Consider the following 16,444-nt stretch of genomic DNA (forward strand, 5'->3'; position numbering starts at 1 on the left):
CAATTCGGTGTCAACAGTGCTAGCACGAATGGTGCCAGTGCGCCGTCTCGTTCCTGCTCAGCCGAAGGGGTTGGCGGTGGCAAACCAGAGGCCGATGCCGGTGGCGATGATGAAGGCTCCGTCGGTCACGCCCGCCACCAGGAAGAACTTGGTCTGCAGCGTGTCGACCAGCTCGGGCTGGCGTGCGGTGCTTTCCAGGAACTTCTGGCCGACCAGCCCGATGCCGAGGCAGGAGCCGAGGGCCGCGAAGCCGATCAGCAGGGCGACTGCGAGGGGAAGGATGTTGAAGCCGGTCATGGTGTTTTCTCCTGGTTGGTTGATTGATTCGATGGAGGTACTTTCCCAGAGAGGGTGCGCACGGTCCATGACGTGGGAGGTCATGGGCTGCACGAAAAAAAGCCGGCCGCAAGAAGCGGCCGGCTTTCAGGGGAGCGTCAGAGCCTCAGGGCAACTGGGTCCAGTTCTGGTTGTTGCCGCCGTTGCAGGTCCACGTGATGAGCGCCGTGTCCTGCGTCGTCGAGCCGTTCGGCACATCGAGGCATGAACCCGATGCGCGGTTGCGAACCGTCCCGCCGACCAGGCTCCATTGCGTTGTGTCGCCGGCGGTGCACGCCAGCTGCACCACAGGTGCATTCGTCGTCGCGGTGCCGTTCTGCGCCAGGCACAGGCCGCTGTGCTCTGCGACGAACTGCACGTAGCCGCCCGTCAGGCTGTTCACCGTGAACTTCTCGTTGCCGGCGTTGCCGCACGGCCATTGCACGGCGGTCGTGCCGCTGGTGGTCGCCGCGCCCTTGATGTTCACGCACATCGTGGGGTTCAGGTCGGAGCGGATGCGCGCGACGACGGCCGGAGCCGTGTCGAGCGAGCGCACGTACTCGCGGATCGCCACCTGGTCGGCCCCTGGAAGGCTGTTGGCGTTGCCGTGGCCGCTGGTGAGCACGTCCTGCAGCGTGGCCGCCTGGCCGTTGTGGAAGAACGCCGTGGTGTTCCACGTGCCCGACAGCGTCGGCGTGTCGAAGCCCACGCCCGCCAGCGGCTGGTTCATGCCCTTGCCCGACGATGCCTGGATCGTGCCCACGTCGTGCCGCAGGCCGTCGCGGAAGGTGCCGCCCGAGTGACAGGTCACGCACTGCGCCGAGCTGAACAGCGTCTGGCCGCGCGTCGCATCCACGCTCAGGCTGCCGTCCGCGTTGCGCGCCGGGCTGCGCATGAACTTGCTCAGCGAGCCCAGGTAGGCCGCCAGGTCGTCGAGCTGCGCGTTCTTGCCGGCCTTGGGCGCGCCCAGCGGGTCGGAGGTGGCGGCGAAGTCCGCATTCGTCAGGAAGCCGGTGCCGCCGAACTCGTTGCGGATGTCGTTCTCGAAGTCCTGCACCTCGTCGAAGTTGGCCGTCCAGTGCAGCTTGCCGTGGCCTATGCCGCGCCGGCCCTGCAGGCTGATGGTGCGGCGCAGGCCCTCGCCGCGCTGGGTGAAGTCCCACACCATGCCGTCATCGCCGCCGTCCGCATGGCAGCTCGCGCAGGAGATGTAGTTGTCCTTGCTCATGCGCCGGTCGGAGGCGTTGTAGAACACCTGCTTGCCGCGCAGCGCCGCGGCCGCCATCGGCTCCTGCGCCACCGTCGACACGTTCTGCAGGAAGGTCGGGGCATTGGTCTCCGAACTCAGCACCGAGGCCACGTCGTGCACCGACACCGAGCGCGCCAGGAAGTTGTTGACGAACAGCCGCTTGCGCGCCGAGTCCAGGTACAGGCCGTGCGGCGCGCTGCTGGCGTTGATCTCGCCGCGCACCGAGCGGCTGTACGGATCGACGATGGCGACGCGGTTGCCTTCCATCTGCGCAACGAACAGGTAGTCACCCGACGCGGAGAACAGCGCGGCGCGCGCCGGTGCGCGGTCGTCGAAGTCGATCTGCTCGTCGAACTTCTCCGCCGCCGCCTGCAGGTCGACCTGCGACAGGATGGAGCGCACCGTCTGGTCGTGCACCAGGTTGTTTCCGTCCCTGAACTTGCCGCGCACGATGTTGTCCTTCTTCGAAGGCAGCACCGCCCGCTTGCCGTCCGGCGAGATCACGACCTGGCTCAGGTAGTTGGCCACGCCGCGCGCACGGCTCTCGGTGTCCACCGTGGTGGTGTCCACCGGCAGCGCGATGGTGGTCATGGCGCTCATGCTCTGCAGGTTCACCCTGTGCAGCTGGCCGCCCGTCATCTTCGACTTGAAGCGCGTGACGTAGGCCACCTGCGAGTCGGAGTTGACGGCAATGCCGCGCAGCGCGCCATCGAGCGCGACCGCACCGGTTGTGGCGCCGTTGTTCGGGTCGAAGCTCATCAGCACCGACTTGCTCTCCAGCGTCAGCAGGCCCTTCGCGCCATCGGGCGTGAAGGCCACGCCGTAGGGGCCGCTGCCGTAGGCGAGCGCCACGGTGGCGGAGATGGCGCCGTCTGCCGCGTTGAGCGCGACCAGCTTGTCCTCGCCCTGCACCGTGACCCAGATGCGTCCGTCGGGGCCGACTGCCAGCGTCTTCGGCTCATCGCCTACGCGGGTCTCCCAGAGCTTGGCCAGGGTCTGCGCGTTGATGGCGGCGACCGTGCCGCTGTCGGGGTTGACCGAATACACAGAGTTCGCGTCGCCTGCGATGTTGGTGGTGTGCGTGGGCGCCCGCGCCGTGGTCGGAACGATCACCGTGAGGTTGTAGGTGTAGAAGGTCTCGCGGCCGCTGCTGTCCTTCACCGTCAGCGTCACCGTGAAGTGGCCGGGGCGCGTGTAGGTGTAGGTGTAGTTCGGCTGGCTCGAATAGGCAGTCTGCGTGCCGTCGCCGAAGTTCCAGCGGAACTGCGCGCCGCTGCTGCCCAGCGTGGCCGGGTTGAACACCAGCTGGCCGTTGACGATCTTCGGTCCGCCGCCGATGCCGGGGTCGCCGATGATGGCCTGGCCGCGCAGCGTGCTCACCTCGCTGTCGTTGAGCACGCGGCCGTAGACGCGAACCTCCGCCAGCGTGCCTTTGAAGAGCGCGGCATTGCCCTGGATCTGGCCCAGCAGGTTGAACTTGTTCGACAGGCCCTTGTTGCCGGTGGGGCCGGTGGATGTGGTCTTCACCCCATCGACGTACACGGCCTGCGCACCCGAGGCCGCGTCCCGCGTCATCACGACGTGGTGCCAGCTGCCGTCGTTCACCGCTGCGGTGGAGGTGGTGCCCGCATCGTTGCCGATCGACAGCTTGATGCGCCCGCCGTTGTCGAGCCAGCCCCAGAACACGTCGTCCGCGCCGCCGGACTGGTCGCGCCCGAAGATGCCGGGCGCGGTCCACGAGTTGGGTCCGCCCGCCTGCGTGGTCTTCATGTAGAAGCTCAGCGAGGCGGTGCCGCCGAGCACGGTGGCCACGCTGTCGTTCTTCAGCGGCACACCGGTGGTGCGGTTCGCGAAGTTCATGCCGATGCTCTCGAACGCGTCGCCGCCGGCGGGCGTGCCGTTGTTGGCGCCGATCTGGTCGGAGAGGTTGCCCGCCAGCGTCCAGTAGTGCATCAGGTTGATGTCGGTCGCGTTGCCGGTGTTGAAGGTCGACTTGTAGTCCGCGCCGATGGCGTTGCCCGCATAGTCCTTCACGCCGTTGGCCGGCAGGAACACTTCATAGCTGGTGCCGGGCGAGAGTGGCTGGTCGGGGTGGAAGTTGATGATGCCCAGCTGCACGCTGTAGGTGCCGGCCAGCGTGTTGCCGCCGACTGGGCGCACGATGAAGGTGTTGAAGTTCACGCTCTCGGGCCGGATGTTGTCCGTCATGCCCAGGCCGATGCGCGATGTCAGCGCCTGCTGCTTCGCTCCGTTGGCGGGCGAGACCTGCTTGACCTCGGGCTTCGTGGTGTCGGGGTCCACCGAGTGCACGACGAAGCCGCTGCCCGAGCCATGGTCGTTGCCCACGAAGACGAGATTGCCGAACATCGCGACCTGGCCGTTGTCCGAATGCGTGAAGTTCGGGTCGTCCTCGCGCAGGATGCTGCCTCGGCCCACCTCCACGTGGTTGAGCGGATTGCTCACGTCGACCTTGTGGATGCGCGTTTGCGCGCCCTGGATGACGTAGTTGTCCTGCGTGGCGCAGTACAGCTGTTCGTCGATGACGAGCCGGTTGTCCTCGGCCACGAAGTGCGAGCGGTCGCTCAGGTCGTAGCTGTACATCCTGGCGCCGCTGTTGCGCGCGGAGGCATGCAGGTTCCTGCCGTCGAAGCAAGTCGCGTAGTAGAACGGCGTGGTGCCCACGATGGAATCGAGCACCTTGGGGTTGAGCGGATCGGAGATGTCCAGGCTCGCGAAGCCGCCGTTGCTTTCCATCGCAGTCAGCACCATGTGGTTGCCCATCGTGAAGATCGGCCCGATGCGGAAACCGCCGAGCTCGCCGGTGGGTACCGGATTGGGCTTGCCGGCGCCGCGGTTCGCGATCACGGCGTTCGCGGGGTCCCCGGCATCGACGATGAAGATGCCCCGGCCCGCCGACGCCACGTACAGGTAGGGTGCCTGCCACCAGAGCTGCCAGGCCACGTTCTCGTAGTCGCCGCCATTGACGCCGGGCAGCGCCAGCTTCTTCACCTGCTTGATGTCGTTGACGTCGGTGAAGTCCCAGAACTCGACGCCGTTGATGCTGGGCAGCACCACGTACGTCTTGCCGCCGATCTTCGCGGTGCCGAAGGAGTGCGTTTCGCGGAACTCCTTGGTGCGGGCCTCGGGTTCGTAGATCTTCTTGACCAGCTGGATCTGGCGCGGGTTCGACACGTCGTACAGCAGGAAGCCGCCCGGGCCCAGGCCGCTGTCCGGCGCGAAGGAGGTGAGGAAGTAGCCGTTGACCATGATGCCCGCGTTCATGCCGTAGTCCTTGCGGCCCGGGTAGGTGGCGGGCACCTCGCGCGATTCGTAGGCGCTGCTGTGCGCCGGATCGAGCGGGTGCGCGGGGCTGGTGATCATCGACACCGGCTTGAACAGCTCGGCCGACGTGTAGGTGAGATTGCCCAGGCCCGGCCCCTGCAGCGGGAGCGGGTCGGCGACGGCCGCGGAGACCGCTGCCGCCATGTTGTTCAGGGTCGTCATCGGACTGACCCCGGTGATTGCCGCGTGCGTCAGCAGCGTGACGAACGGCAGCAGGAACGCCATCAAGTAATACCGGATTTTCATCGTTGCCTCCAGGTTGTTTGAAGTCCGCAGGGGAACCCTTTTTCTCGGCCAACTCGCTCCGTCTTTTTTCTTCTGGCAAAAGCTCGCGCGCAGGACGCACCCCGGCGGGCGACGCATGCGTCGCCCGCCGTACAGCCTTTGCTTCCTCTTCTTCCCTCTCTCGCTCTCTCCTTGATCGGGTGGCGTCAGCTCATCTCACGCCGCCCGATTCATAGATGTCCCACGCCTCCTTGGCGCTCGCGCCGCGGTGGATCATGGCCATCAGCGCATCGACCACCGCCGACGGATTGGCGTGCTGGTACACATTGCGCCCGTACACCATGCCGACGGCGCCTTCGTCCATCAGCACGCGCGAGCGTGCGAACACCTGCTGCAGGTCTTCGCGCCCGCCGCCGCGCACGAGCACGGGGCAGCGCGCGGCCTGTACCACGCGGTGGAAGTCGGCCGGGTCGCTGGTCGGGTCGGCCTTGACGATGTCGGCGCCCATCTCGCGCGCCAGGCGCACCAGCGTGACGATCTTCTCGGCGTCGCCGTCGACCATGTAGCGGCTGCCGGGCGTGGGCGACTGCATCACCAGCGGCTCGATCATCAGCGGCATGCCGTAGCGGTCGCAGTCGGCGCGCACGCGCGCGATGTTCTGCACGCACTGGCGGAACAGGTCGGGTTCGTCCGGCAGCATGAACAGGTTGACGACCACGCAGGCGGCGTCGCGTTGCACGGCCGGCAGCACCGGGTCATGCTCGTTCTGCAGCACGGCCCACATCACGCGGTGCGCGGTGGCGTTGTAGGGGTTGCCCATGTCGATGCGCTGCACCAGCGCGGGCTTGTCACGGCCGGGGCGGTCCTGCAGCAGGTCGGCCTGGCCGTAGTTGAGCTGGATGGCGTCGGGGCCGGCGGCGACCAGCTTGTCGATCACCGCCGGCATATCCTCGAGCCCGTTGAGGAACGAGGGCTCGTTGCACACGCCATGGTCGAGCGCGATGTCCAGGCAGCGCCCGTTGTTCAGCAGCCGGTTCAGGCGTGCGGTCTTGTCCTTCGACATACGAAAGAAATCCTTGCTTGTTTGGTTGTGGGACAGAAAAGGTGAGTCAGGCCAGCGCGAGCAGATGCCTGCTGGCCGCCGTGTCGATGAGCTGCAGCGCGTCGTCGCGCAGGTACACCGAGCCGGCGCCCGCGTTCTCGATGGCCTGCTTGCTGACGCGTGCGCCGCACAGCGCCACCGAGATGCTGCCGCGTGCCAGCGTCCACGCGATCATCAGTTGGCCGAACGAGCATTCGAGCTGCTTGCGTAGCGGTTCGATCTCCTCGAAGAAGGCCTTGAGCTTTCCGCGGTTCCCGGCGCTGAAGCGCGGGTTGCTCGCGCGCTGGTCGTCGCCGTTGAACTTGCGCTCGGGGTCGATGGGGCCGGCGAGCAGGCCGAGCGCCAGCGACGAGTAGCCCAGCACCGCCACGTTGTTCTCGCTGCACAGCGGCACCAGCGTCTGCTCGATCTCGCGGTCGATCAGGCTGTAGCGCTCCTGCGCCGCGTCGACCGGGCCATAGCGCAGGTACTCGGCGAGCGTCTCGGGGCTCACGTTGCTCACACCGATGGCGCGGATCTTTCCCTGCTTCTTGAGTTCGAGCAGCGTGCTCATCGTCTCCTCGACCGGCGTGGTGCTGTCCTGCCAGTGCGTGATGTAGAGGTCGATGTAGTCGGTCTGCAGGCGCTTCAGGCTTTCTTCCGCCTCGTGGATGATCGACTCGCGTCCGAGGTAGCGGTACACCGGGTGGCCGTCTTCTTCAAAGAAGTGCGTTCCCTTTTGCGTGTGCCACACCAGCCCGCACTTGGTGGCGATCACGGCTTCGTGGCGGCGGCCTTTGAGCGCGGTGCCGACGATGCTCTCGGAGCGCCCGAGGCCGTAGGCCGGCGCGGTGTCGATCAGGTTCACGCCCGCGTCTAGCGAAGCCTGTATGGCCAGCACGGCGGCGGCGTTGTCCCCGCCGCCCCACATCCAGCCGCCCATGGCCCAGGTGCCCAGGCCGATGGCCGAGCATTCGATGCCCGAGGGGCCGAGCGTGGTCTTCTTCATCGATGCGTTGTTCATCGCTTGGCCTTTCTCGTGTTCATGAGGTGGTCGATGGTCACGGCCGCGAGCAGGATGAGGCCCTTGATCACGTCCTGCCAGTAAGGCGACACGTCGAGCAGGATCAGCGAGCTGGTCACCACCGACAGCAGCGCCAGGCCCAGCACAGCGCCCAGCACCGTGCCCGAGCCGCCCTTGAGGCTGGCACCGCCGATCACCGCGGCGGCGATCACGTTGAGCTCCATGCCCATGCCGAAGGTGGGCGTGGCGGCGCCGAAGCGGGCCGTGTAGATCACGCCGGCAAGACCCGCGGAGGCAGAGCACAGCACCGTGACCCAGAACTTCACGTTGCCCACGCGAATGCCCGAGTACAGCGCGGCCTTCTCGTTGCTGCCCGTGTAGAACACACGGCGCAGCAGGGTCGAGCGGCGCAGCACGAAGTCGCTCGCCACCACGATCGCCAGGAAGATCAGGATCACGGCCGGAATGCCGAAGAGCGTGCCCTGGCCGATGAACTTGAACTCGGCAGGCAGCGAGAACAGCGACTGCGGCGTGCCCTGCGTGAGCGCCAGGCACAGGCCGCGCACGATCACCATGAAGGCCAGCGAGGCGATGAAGTGGTTCAGGCCGATGCGCGTGACGCAGCCGCCGATCATCGCGCCGATCAGCGCGCTTGCGCCGATGGCCACCAGCCCCGCCGTCCACGGGTCGAAGCCCATGAGGAAGAGCTTGCCCGTGACCACCATCGCGAAGCACACGACGGAGCCCACCGACAGGTCGATACCGCCGACGATCAGCAGGATCGTCATGCCCACCACCACGATGCCCTCGATGGAGAACGACAGCAGCATCGCGCGCACGTTGTCCCACGTGAGGAAGTAGGGCGACGCGAAGCTCATGCCCACGCACAGCGCCGCGATGATGAGCAGCAAGCCCATTTCGCGCATGCTGCCGAGTTTGCTGGCGGGTTTCACGGGGCCTCCTCCTCCAGTCTGTGGTCGCGGCTGGAGGCCTGGGGCGGCCCCCGCATCGAGTTGTGCCGGGTAGTTCATGCTGTCGTTTCCTCTTCGCAAAGTCCGGAGGCCAGCCGCAGCAGCGCCTCTTCCGTCATTTCGTTGTCTTGCACTTCACCGGCCAGCCGGCCGTCGCGTATCACCAGCGCGCGGTCGCACAGCCCGATGATCTCGGGCAGCTCCGAAGAGATCACGATCACGCCCACGCCCTGGTTGGCCAGCTCGCGCAGGATGTGATGGATCTCCGACTTGGCGCCCACGTCCACGCCGCGCGTGGGCTCGTCCATCAGCAGCACCGAGGGGTTGGTGGCCAGCAGCTTGGCGATGGCCACCTTCTGCTGGTTGCCGCCCGACAGGCTCGCCACGTCGATGTCGACCCCGTCGGATTTCAGCTTGAGCTTGGTGCCGAGCTCCACGGCCAGCCTGTGTTCGGCCGAGCGTTGAAGCAGGCCGAAGCGCGAGCTGACGCGCTTCAGCGCCATCGATGCGATGTTCTGCGCAATGGGCAGGTCGAGGTACACACCGGCCGCCTTGCGGTCTTCGCTGAGGTAGGCGATGCCTTCGCGCAATGCGTCGCTGTACTTGCGGATCGTGAGCTGCTTGCCGCGCAGGCGCACGGTGCCGCGCCGCGCGGGGCGCAGGCCGCACACGGTTTCGGCGAGCTCGCTGCGACCGGCGCCCATCAGGCCCGCAATGCCGAGGATCTCGCCGCGCTTCAGCGTGAAGGACACGCCGTGCACGCGTTCGCCGTCGGCGATGTCGCTCACTTCGAGCACGTGTTCGTCCGATGCAGGCTCTTCCTGCTTCGGCGGGTAGTAGTTGCCCAGGTCGCGCCCGACCATGCGGCGCACCAGGTCGTCGGCGTTCAGCTCGGCGAGCGGGCCGCTGTGCACGTCGCGTCCGTCGCGCAGCACGGTGACGCGGTCGCCGTGCGCAAAGATCTCGGCCATGCGGTGGCTGATGTAGATGATGCCGATGCCCTGCGCCTTGAGGTCGTGCAGCACCCTGAAGAGAGCTGCCGATTCGTTGTCGGTCAGCGCGGCCGTCGGTTCGTCGAGGATCAGCACCTTGCAGTTCAGCGTGAGCGCCTTGGCGATCTCGATGAGCTGCTGCGTGGAAATGCTCAGGTCCTTCACCAGCGCGGAAGGATCGATGTCCTGCCCCAGCCGCTGCAGCACCTTGGCGGCGCGCTCGTTGAGGCTCGCGTAGTTCATCCACGCTGTTTTGCCGGCGTTGATCTCCGGCATGAAGATGTTCTCGGCCACGGTGGCGTCGCCGCACAGGGCGATCTCCTGGTGCACCAGGCCGATGCCCAGGCGCATGGCGTGCGCCGGGCCGTCGATGACCACCTGCTGGCCGTCGAGCGAGATCGTGCCTTCGTCGGGCTGGTGGATGCCGTCGATGATGTTCATCAGCGTGGACTTGCCCGCGCCGTTCTCGCCGCAAAGGGCGTGGATCTCGCCGCGGTGCAGCGAGAAGTCCACGCCCGAGAGAGCACGCGAAGCGCCGAAGCGCTTGCTGATCCCCTTCAGTTCGAGCAATGCGCTCACTGCGTTCACTCGCCGATTCCCTTGGTGCCGCGGCGAGCGAGGTACTTGTCCCAGTAGAAGTCGTCGGCGTTGGCCTTGCTGACCACCGCGAGCCCGTTGTCCAGGAAGGGCACGGCCATCGGGTTGGTGCCGTTGCGCTTGGCGTCGTTCATCGGGTCGATGAGTGTCGGGTTCTTCGCAAGGAACAGCATCATCATGCCCATGTAGCCCTGCATGCCCTGGTTCGGGTTGATGGCGCCGAACACGTCGCCCGACTTGATCATGTCGAGGATCTTGGCGTTCACGTCGCAGCACATCACCTTGATGTTCTTCTTGGTCTCGACCTTGGCCTGCGCCGCGCCGAGCGCCGAGTTGGCCTCGGGCATGAAGAGGGCACCCAGGTTCGGGTTGGCTTGCGCCAGGCTCAGCACCGCCTGGTAGGCCTTGTTCGGGTCCTGGTTGCTGGCGGCGCGGCCGACCAGCTTCATGCCCGGGTGCTTGGCCTTCATGCGGTTCACGAAGGCGGCGATGCGGCGGTCGTGGTTGTCCTGGCCCGGGTTCTCCAGCACGGCGTATTCGCCCTTGCCGCCCAGCGATGCGGCGATGGCGTCGGCGGCCTGCGTGCCTTCGCGGTCGTTGTCGGACGTGATGAAAGAGGTGCGCTTGGAGTTCGGCGAGTCGGCCGCGAAGGTGACGACCGGGATGCCCATCGCCGCCGCGCGATTGATGGGCTCGATGAACGGGTCGGGGTTCATCGGGTGCAGCAGGATGCCGGCAGGCTTGCGCGCCAGCTCCTGCTCGAAGGACGCGAGCTGCTTGTTCACGTCGTACTCCGGCGTGCCGGTGTAGCGGGTGCGAACGCCCAGCGTGCGGCCGAGCTGCTTCATCATTTCGTAGACCGGAAACCAGTACTCGACCCCCGACACCATCACGTTCATCACGTAGACGTCGCTGGGGTTGCCGCGCAGTCCGCCGCCCGCGGCGGGTGCCGCGGCCTGCTGCTGCGCGAATGCGCTGGCGCCGGCCAGGCCGATGCCGGCTGCCGCGGCGGACTTCAGGAAATTACGCCTCATTTTTTGTCTCCTCACGTTGGGTGGGCTCAGCTTGCAATGCTGCTTTTCAGGGCAGCGCTTTGATCCTCTGCGTCACGACAGTTGTTATGACAGGCTAGAATGTACGCGCTGCCCGTTTGACGGGATAACTAGGGGAAACGCTACTGGCAACGCGCTTTTATTCCGCCGAAGCTGTTATGACATGAAGCCAAACATACTGATCGGCATCGACATGGGGTCGAGCAGCCTGAAAGCCCTGGCCCTCGAAGCCGGGAGCGGCCGCTCCATCGCCTTGTCCCGAATGCCACTGCCGCACGACCGGCTGCCTGGAGGGGGATGCGAAGTGGCCGCGACGGCGATCCGCGCGGCCTTGACCCACGTGCTGCGCGACGTCGCCCACCAGCTCGGCGCCCGCGTGGCGGAGGTCTGCGCCATCGGCTGCACGGGCCACGGCGCGGGGCTCTATGCGCTCGATGCGCGCAACGAACTCGTGGGCGGGCGGGCCGTGGCGTCGACCGACCAGCGCGCCGATGCGCGTGCACGTTCGCTCTCACTGGGCCATGGCGACGCTCTGTTCGCGGATGTCGGCTGCAGGCCGTGGCCGGGGCAGCCCACCGTGATCGCGGCCGAGCTGCTGGGCACCGATGCCGTGCAGCGCGGCGCGGTGCGCCGGCTGCTGTTCGCGAAGGACTATCTCGGCTTTCTGCTGACAGGCGAGATCGCGACCGATGCCAGCGATGCAAGCACTGCCGGGCTGGTGTCGATCGCAACGGGCACGTGGTCGCAGGCGGCCTTCGATGCATCGGGCATCGCGGACCTCGGGCCGCACGTCTTCGGGCCGCTGGTGCCGAGCGGCGAGGTCGCCGGCAAGCTGCGGCCCTCCGAAGCCGCGCTGTGCGGCCTGCCCGCCGGCATCCCCGTGGCGATGGGCGCCATCGACCTGCTCGCCTCGATGACCGCGATCTGCGCGGAAGGGCGCGCCCGTGCCGTGTCGGTCTTCGGCACCTGGTGCGTGAACGCGGTGATCGGGCCGGTGATCGAGCCCAAGCCCGACGTTGCCGCCGTCGTGAACTTCGGCCGCGAGGACAAGCGGCTCTACATGGAGAACAGTCCGTCGTCGATGGCCAACATCGCATGGCTGGCTGGCGTGCTGGGGCTGCCCGATTCGCGCGCTGTCGTCGACCTGGCGATGTCGGTGCCGCTGGGTGCGGGCGGCCTGCGCTTCCTGCCCTTCGTCAACGGCGGTGGCGGCGTGACGGCGGGCTTCGTCGGGCTCAAGAGCCACCACACGCGCGGCGACATGGCGCGCGCGGTGGTCGATTCGGTCGCCGCGCTGCACGCGCGGCACACCGCGCGCCTTGCAGCCTGCGGCCTGCCCGTGTCCGCATCGACCGTGCTCGGCGGCGGTGCGAGCGACACGCGCCTCGTGCGCCTGCTCGCCGGCTTCCTGGCTCATCCGGTCGAACGCTGCGCCGACGACGAAACCGGCGCGCGCGGCGCAGCCATCTACGCCGCCATGTCGCAAGGCATCGACCACGCCGAACAAGGCAGCGCCTTGCTCGCGCCCTGCGACACGGTCGAACCCGATGCCGCCGAGGCACGCGCCCATGCCGATTTCAACGCCGGCTTCAACGAACTGATCGACACCATGTCTCCTGTGTTTTCCCATCTGTCGGGAGCTGCGAAATGAGCGCCTGGCAACTGCCTTTCGTGCGTCCGGCTTCGCTGGCGGATCGTCATTTCTCGACAGTGATCGTCGGCGCCGGCATCAACGGCGTCGGCGTGTTCCGCGACCTGTGCCTGCAGCGCGTCGACTGCCTCATCGTCGACAAGGGCGACTTCAGCGCGGGTGCCAGCAGCGCGCCCTCGCGCATGATCCACGGCGGCCTGCGCTACCTGGAGAACGGTAGCTTCTCGCTGGTGGCCGAAGCCACGCGCGAGCGCAACCTGCTGCTGCGCAACGCGCCGCACCTGGTGCAGCCGCTGAAGACGGTGGTGCCGCTGTCGAGCTTCTTCGGCGGCCTCATGAGCAGCGCGCTCAAGTTCTTCGGCCGCACGCCGCCGCAGCGCACGCGCGGCTTGCTGGCCGTGGCGGCGGGCCTGCGCCTGTACGACCTGCTGGGCCGCCGCCAGCGCGTGATGCCCAACCACCGCATCAGCCGCGTGCCGCAGAACGACCGCAGCCTGTTCCGCGCCGCGGTGCGCTGGACCGCCACCTTCTTCGACGCATGGATCAGCCACCCCGAGTGGCTCATCCTCGAATTGATCGGCGACGCCTGCCGCGACCAGCCGCGCTCGGCCGCCGCCAACTACTGCCGCGTGATGGGCTGCGCGGGCAACATCCTCACGCTGCGCGACGAGATCACCGGCGCGCTGGTGCGCGTGACGGCCGACACCGTGGTGAATGCCAGCGGTGCGTGGCTCGACCGAAGCACGGCCGTGCTCGGCGGCGCGGGCTCGCGTGTGATGGGCACGAAGGGCTCGCACCTCGTGCTCGACCACCCCGCGCTGCGCGATGCGCTCGAAGGCCGCATGGCCTACTTCGAGGCGGTGGACGGGCGCGTGTGCATCGTCTATCCCTTTCTCGACCGCGTGCTGGTGGGCTCCACCGACATTCCGGTGGACGACCCCGACCAGATCGGCACGGAGCCCGAAGAGGTCGACTACCTGCTCGACGTGCTGGCCGAGGTGTTCCCTAACCTCTCCTTCGGGCGCGGCGACGTGGTCTACACCTATGTCGGCGTGCGGCCGCTCGCACGCTCCGACGCCGACAAGCCGGGGCAGATCTCGCGTGACCATTCGGTGGTGCTCGACCCGCCCAATGCGACGCGCGACATTCCCATCGTCGGCCTCGTCGGCGGCAAATGGACGACCTTTCGCGCACTTGCTGAAGAAGCCACCAACGAAGTGCTGCAGCAGCTGGGCCGCCCGCGCACCGCATCGACCGAACTGCTGCCCATCGGCGGCGGTGCGGAGCTGCCTGCCGATGCACAGGCGACGGAGCGCTTCGTCGATCGCATGGTTGCCACCTCCGGCCTGGGCCGCACGCGCGCACAGGTGCTGCTGCGCCGTTATGGATCGAAGGCGCTGCCGCTGGCGCAGCGCCTCGGTGCCTCGGGCGACGTGCCGCTGCAGCACGCGCCCGACTACTCCGTCGCCGAACTCTCGTACCTCTGCCTCGAAACCGGCGTGGTCCATCTCGACGACCTCGTGATCCGCCGCACGCTGCTGGCGATTCGCGGGCTCGTCACCGATGCTGCGCTGGCCGAGATGGCTGGCATTGCAGCCGAAGCGCTCGGCTGGGACGCAGCGCAGGCACACCACGAACTGCAAGCCTGCTCCGCCGCCCTGCGCGAGCGCCACGGCGTGCGGCTTTCGCCGGTGGTGGCCGATGCGCAGCCGTCTTTCGATGCATCATTGATGACTCCTCAGGCCTTGGGCCAGCCCTCAACGTGAACTCTTCGACCGAAACTTCGACCGTGCTCGACCGCGACTCCGAGTCGCCCCTGTGGGCCCAGTTCCGCGATGCGCTTCGACTGCAGATCCTGCAGGGCGCGCTGCCCATCGGCGCCAAGCTGCCGTCCGAAGCCGAGCTCGGCGAGCAGTTCGGCATCTCGCGCATCGTGGTGCGCGAGGCGCTGGCCGACCTGGTGCGCAACAACCTCATCTACAAGATCAAGGGCCGCGGCGCATTCGTGTCGGCACGCGAGCGCGACGAGGATTTCGTCTCGACCGTGCTCGGCTTTTCCGACGAGATGGAGCGCAAGGGCCGCTCGGTTCGCACGCAGATCCTCACGCAGGAACTGCGCGCGCCCACCGAGCAGGAAGCCGCGTCACTTGGGTTGAGTGACGACACGCAGGTGGTCGCGCTGAAGCGCCTGCGCAGCGTGGACGGCGAGCTGCGCCTGCTGGTCGAAACCGTGGTGCCCGCCGACCTTGCGCCGGGCCTGCACCGCACGCGCCTGGACGACCGCTCGCTGTACGACGTGCTGCGCCGCCAGTACGGCCTGCGCCTGGTGCGCGCCGAACGCTGGATCGATGCGGTGCTGCCAGACGCCGAGACCTGCCAGCTGCTCAACCTGCCGCAGCCCGAGCCGCTGCTGCGCATCGAATCGATCGCCTACGGTGCCAATGGCCGGCCGCTGGAACACTACCGCGCGCTCCACCGCTGCAAGACCAGCCGCCTGCACGTGCAGACGACGACCTGAGGTGGTACTCAGCTCTTCGCGGCGTTGCGCGAGGCCTGGGAGGGCGAACAACTGATGGTGCCTGCGTATTCGTGCCTCGATTGGCCGCATGCGCCTTGGACGGCCCCCTACAAGGAAATTGCTTCGACCCCTAGAATGAACCGATGGAAGCCCAAGAGTTGCTGATAGCTTTGCACGATGAGTCGGCTGGATATGAAATCTCGCCCGACCGAGTGCCCCTGTCCGTGCTGCGCAGCTTTACCCGGGACGTGGATGAATTTCTTCGCGGCGACGGCAACGACGTCGATACCAACGCGCTCGATATTTCTATCGAAAAAGGATCGCTGGCCATTCGCACGGCGCCTACGGCCAATCCTGTCTTGCTGAACGATCTGCGAAAGCTCGCCAACGGTCAAGAGATGGATGGCGTCGGCTTGAAGCGACGCGCTGTGATCGAGCGCTGGCAAAAAGGCGCGCGCGGCGGTCGTCGATGGCGCGTGAGTATTGCAGCGGATTTTCTGCCCGCTGCCATCGTGATCAGTGCCGAATCCGACTTCAGGGCCGACGATGCGGACCAGTGGGTACGTGTCGAGCGCTATGTGCGCGGTGAAATCGAAGACATGGGTGGCCATGCAAAGCCCAACGCCCACATTCGTCTGCCGGACGGCAAGGCATTGCTGGTTGATGCAGCCCGTGAAATGCTGCGAGATGAAAAAGTCAATCGTCTCTACAAGCCAGCGATGATCCGGATCGTTGCGGAATACAACGTCATGACACGCGAGTATCGAGGCGCCAAGCTCTTGGAGTTCGTCGAGCACGAGAGCCGGCTCGATGAAAAAGACCTGGATCGTTTGACTCAACGCGGGGCCAAGGCATGGCGCGATGTGCCTGATGCGGGTGCTTGGATCGACGAGCTTCGGGGAAGCAAGGAGTGAGCGCGATTCTGCTCGACACGAGCTACCTGATCTCGCTAGCCGATCCGACGCGTGCTCATCATCAAGCTGCGGTCAGCTATCTTCGAGAAGCCCTGAAGCGCGGCGTACCGCTGTATCTATCGGCAATTGCGGCTTCGGAATTCCAGGTTAAGCAAGCAGTGACCGATTTGCCCTTGCGCAATTTCGAAGTGCTCCCTTTCAACATCGACCACGCCATGACCGCAGGGTTGCTGATGCGCGATCTCAAGAGAGATGGCAACGATGATCGAAGTGCCGTCAAGGACGACATCAAGCTGATCGCCCAGGCAATCTGCGAATCGTTGACGCATATCCTCACAGAGGATGCTCAAACTTTGGTGAAGTACCTACGCAGACTGAACGACGCTGGTACCAGCGTCGTGAAGCCGATCTTGTTGGCCGACGGCTTCGACTCCGCCTGGTTTGACAATGGCCAACGAGGACTCCTGGGCGACCTTAGCGTTTGAGTCGTGATTGAGCGTCAGTGCTCAATCA

General features: G+C 66.5%; 12 protein-coding genes. 5 read left to right on the plus strand and 7 right to left on the minus strand.

Annotated elements, in window-relative coordinates:
• Positions 1 to 57: 57 nt before the first annotated feature.
• The 7 genes from atpE to ACN9MV_RS02320 form a co-directional block, all read right to left on the minus strand.
• Positions 58 to 297 carry a F0F1 ATP synthase subunit C gene (gene atpE, locus ACN9MV_RS02290; protein WP_426391185.1) on the minus strand — a complete coding sequence of 80 codons (240 nt, stop codon included), beginning with the start codon at positions 295 to 297 and terminating at the stop codon, positions 58 to 60.
• A 145-nt stretch (positions 298 to 442) separates the two neighbouring features.
• The gene (locus tag ACN9MV_RS02295; RefSeq protein WP_426391186.1) at positions 443 to 5,152 is read right to left on the minus strand and encodes an Ig-like domain-containing protein; all 4,710 of its coding nucleotides are present in this window, start codon (positions 5,150 to 5,152) and stop codon (positions 443 to 445) included.
• Positions 5,153 to 5,342: 190 nt separating this feature from the next.
• Positions 5,343 to 6,194 carry a class I fructose-bisphosphate aldolase gene (locus ACN9MV_RS02300; RefSeq protein WP_093076858.1) on the minus strand — a complete coding sequence of 284 codons (852 nt, stop codon included), beginning with the start codon at positions 6,192 to 6,194 and terminating at the stop codon, positions 5,343 to 5,345.
• 46 nt (positions 6,195 to 6,240) lie between these two features.
• The gene (locus ACN9MV_RS02305; protein ID WP_426393138.1) at positions 6,241 to 7,221 is read right to left on the minus strand and encodes an aldo/keto reductase; all 981 of its coding nucleotides are present in this window, start codon (positions 7,219 to 7,221) and stop codon (positions 6,241 to 6,243) included.
• A gap of 11 nt (positions 7,222 to 7,232) precedes the next feature.
• A complete protein-coding gene (locus ACN9MV_RS02310) occupies positions 7,233 to 8,267 on the minus strand; it encodes an ABC transporter permease (RefSeq protein ID WP_426391187.1) in 1,035 nt (344 codons plus the stop codon).
• Positions 8,264 to 9,787, minus strand: coding sequence for a sugar ABC transporter ATP-binding protein (locus ACN9MV_RS02315; RefSeq protein ID WP_426391188.1), 1,524 nt, complete (start codon positions 9,785 to 9,787; stop codon positions 8,264 to 8,266). Before ACN9MV_RS02315 ends, ACN9MV_RS02310 begins: the two co-directional genes overlap by 4 nt.
• Positions 9,784 to 10,830: a substrate-binding domain-containing protein gene (locus ACN9MV_RS02320; RefSeq protein WP_093076861.1), complete on the minus strand. Its 1,047-nt coding sequence runs from the start codon at positions 10,828 to 10,830 to the stop codon at positions 9,784 to 9,786. The genes ACN9MV_RS02315 and ACN9MV_RS02320 overlap by 4 nt, the downstream gene beginning before the upstream one ends.
• Before the next feature lie 181 nt (positions 10,831 to 11,011).
• On the opposite strand from ACN9MV_RS02320, the gene ACN9MV_RS02325 reads away from it, so the two are divergent.
• The 5 genes from ACN9MV_RS02325 (at position 11,012) to ACN9MV_RS02345 (ending at position 16,416) form a co-directional block, all read left to right on the plus strand.
• On the plus strand, positions 11,012 to 12,499 hold the full coding sequence (locus ACN9MV_RS02325; protein WP_426391189.1) for an FGGY family carbohydrate kinase: 1,488 nt from the start codon (positions 11,012 to 11,014) through the stop codon (positions 12,497 to 12,499).
• Complete coding sequence (locus ACN9MV_RS02330) at positions 12,496 to 14,265, plus strand: glycerol-3-phosphate dehydrogenase/oxidase (protein WP_426391190.1); 1,770 nt, start codon at positions 12,496 to 12,498, stop codon at positions 14,263 to 14,265. The genes ACN9MV_RS02325 and ACN9MV_RS02330 overlap by 4 nt, the downstream gene beginning before the upstream one ends.
• Positions 14,262 to 15,017, plus strand: coding sequence for a GntR family transcriptional regulator (locus ACN9MV_RS02335; RefSeq protein ID WP_093053825.1), 756 nt, complete (start codon positions 14,262 to 14,264; stop codon positions 15,015 to 15,017). Before ACN9MV_RS02330 ends, ACN9MV_RS02335 begins: the two co-directional genes overlap by 4 nt.
• A gap of 143 nt (positions 15,018 to 15,160) precedes the next feature.
• The gene (locus ACN9MV_RS02340; RefSeq protein ID WP_426391191.1) at positions 15,161 to 15,931 is read left to right on the plus strand and encodes a hypothetical protein; all 771 of its coding nucleotides are present in this window, start codon (positions 15,161 to 15,163) and stop codon (positions 15,929 to 15,931) included.
• Complete coding sequence (locus ACN9MV_RS02345) at positions 15,928 to 16,416, plus strand: type II toxin-antitoxin system VapC family toxin (protein ID WP_426391192.1); 489 nt, start codon at positions 15,928 to 15,930, stop codon at positions 16,414 to 16,416. The genes ACN9MV_RS02340 and ACN9MV_RS02345 overlap by 4 nt, the downstream gene beginning before the upstream one ends.
• The last annotated feature ends 28 nt before the right edge of the window (positions 16,417 to 16,444 follow it).

This window comes from Variovorax sp. R-27 (genome assembly GCF_049913215.1).
GTDB lineage: Bacteria > Pseudomonadota > Gammaproteobacteria > Burkholderiales > Burkholderiaceae_C > Variovorax.